Annotated in this window: 1 protein-coding gene and 1 pseudogene; both read left to right on the top strand. The window is 65.5% G+C overall.

Annotated elements, in window-relative coordinates:
* Positions 1–2,262: phosphoenolpyruvate synthase (gene ppsA / locus AC5E6L_RS14990; protein WP_491774375.1), on the top strand; the 2,262-nt coding region annotated here is incomplete at its 5' end.
* Between the two features lie 285 nt (positions 2,263–2,547).
* A pseudogene (locus AC5E6L_RS14985) lies at positions 2,548–2,732 on the top strand (isocitrate lyase); the annotation flags it as partial.

The following is a 2,732-nucleotide window of genomic DNA, read 5'->3' as shown; positions in this document are numbered from 1 at the left end:
GTCGCCGTGCCGGGCGGCTATGCGACGACCTCCGAGGCGTTTCGCGCCTATCTGGCCGCCAACGATCTCGACACGCTCATCGGCGACCAGGTCGAGCGCTTCGACGATGGCCGGCTGACATTGCAGCAGGCCGGCAAGGCGATCCGGGAGGCGATCTTCAACGGCGACTGGCCCGACGATATCCGCGCCGACATTCTGAGCGCCTATCGCGCACTGTCCGCGCGTGCCGGCACCGAGAATCTGTCGGTCGCGGTGCGCTCGTCGGCCACCGCCGAGGATCTGCCGGAAGCCTCGTTCGCCGGCCAGCAGGAGACGTTCCTGAACGTGCGCGGCGAGGTGGCGCTGCTCGAAAGCTGCCGCCGCTGCTATGCCTCGCTGTTCACCGATCGCGCGATCACCTACCGCAAGCTGCACGGCTTCGACCACACCCAGGTCGCATTGTCGATCGGCATCCAGCAGATGGTGCGCTCGGACATTGGCGGCTCGGGCGTGATGTTCTCGATCGACACCGAATCGGGCTTCGACAAGGCCGTCCTCATCAATGCCGCCTGGGGCCTTGGCGAAAATGTCGTCCAGGGCGCGGTGAACCCGGACGAATACGAGGTCTACAAGCCGTTCCTGGACAATCCCGCCCTCAAGCCGATCATCGAGAAGACGCGCGGCTCCAAAGACATCAAGATGATCTATGCGCGCGAGGCGGGCGCGATGACCCGCAACGTGCCCACCTCCAAGGCCGAGCGCGCATCCTTCGTGCTCGGCGACGACGAAATCCTCGAACTGGCGAAGATGGCCGTCACCATCGAGGGCCATTACGGCCAGCCCATGGACATGGAGTGGGCCAAGGACGGCGAGACCGGCAAGCTCTACATCGTCCAGGCACGGCCCGAGACCGTGCAGTCGCGCGCCAATCAGGGCACGATCAAGTCCTATACGATCGAAAACAAGGGCAGGATGCTGCTCGCCGGCCTTTCTGTCGGCGCCGCCGTCGTCGCCGCGCCCGTCTGCCTGATCGAGCACGCAAAGGACATCGACAAGTTCGTCGACGGGTCGATCCTTGTCACCTCGATCACCGATCCGGACTGGGTGCCGATCATGAAGCGGGCGGCGGCCATCGTCACCGACCATGGCGGGCGCACCTCGCACGCTGCCATCGTCAGCCGCGAACTGGGCCTGCCGGCGATCGTCGGCACGGGCGAGGCCACCCATGTGCTGCACGACCATCAGGAGGTCACCGTCTCCTGCGCCGAGGGCGACCGCGGCTATGTCTATGAGGGCATCGCCGACTATTCGTCCGAAGACATCTCGCTGACCGACGTGCCCGAGACGAAAACGAAGATCATGCTGAACATGGCGAGCCCGTCGGCCGCGTTCCGCTGGTGGCGCCTGCCCTCCGACGGCGTCGGTCTGGCGCGCATGGAGTTCGTCGTCAACAACGTCATCAAGGTCCATCCGATGGCGCTGATCGATTTCGACACGCTGAAGGACGAGGACGCCAGGGCCGAGATCGCCCGGATCACGCGCGGCTACGACGACAAGGCCGACTTCTTCGTCGACGAACTGGCGCGCGGGCTGTCGCGCATCGCCGCCGTCGCCTATCCCAACCGCGTCATCGTGCGCATGAGCGACTTCAAGACCAACGAATATGCCGAGCTTCTGGGCGGGCGCGATTTCGAGCCCAGGGAGGAAAATCCGATGATCGGCTGGCGCGGCGCCTCGCGCTATTACGCGCCCGGCTACCGGCCCGGCTTCGAGCTGGAATGCAGGGCGATCAAGAAGCTGCGCGAGGAGATGGGCTTTGACAATGTGATCGTCATGATCCCGTTCTGCCGCACGCTCACCGAGGCCGACAGGGTGCTCGATGTGATGGCGCAGGCCGGGCTCAGGCGCGGCGAGAACGGCCTTGAAATCTATGTGATGTGCGAGGTCCCGTCCAACGTGATCCTGGCCGAACGGTTCGCCGAGCGGTTCGACGGCTTCTCGATCGGCTCCAACGACCTGACGCAGTTGACGCTCGGCGTTGACCGCGATTCGGGCGAACTGGCGGATGTGTTCGACGAGCGCGATCCGGCCGTCCTGTGGATGATCGGCCAGATCGTCGAGAGGGCGCATGCCAAGGGCTGCAAGGTGGGCTTCTGCGGCCAGGCGCCGTCCAACTCGCCCTCCTACGCCAAGCTCCTTGTCGATGCCGGCATCGACACGATCTCGGTGACGCCCGATTCGTTCCTTGAGGTGAAGGGCCACGTCCACGACGTCGAGGGGTAGGGCGCGGGTCGCGCCTCCCCTTTGACGGACACGGGCGGGCCCCTCTCCCCGCCGGGGCGAGGAAGCGGTGGCGGGCCCGCCTTGTCACAATCTTCACAAATCCACACGGCCGCGCCCAATCCCGCGCCCTTTTGACACGATTTTCACCATGTGAAGGCGGCATTTGCGTGCGTCCGGACGGCGATCGGCCTAACGAAACGGGCGGGAACGCCCGTCCGCGCCCGGTTGAAGCGGCGATTGTGACAGGTGTTTACAAAACCGATCCGCCAGCGTGAGGAGCCGACCATGAGCTACCAATCCGAAATCGCCGCCGCATCCGATCTGGTGGCCGCGCACGGCGCGCCCTGGGGCGGCATCGATCCCGAATCCGTCGCCCGCATGCGGCTTCAGAACCGCTTCCGCACCGGTCTCGACATCGCCCGCTACACCGCCGCGATCATGCGCGCCGACATGGCCGCCTATGACGCCGA

The sequence above is a fragment of the Roseitalea sp. genome (assembly GCF_984466335.1).
This window is presented reverse-complemented; position numbering and strand designations above follow the sequence as displayed.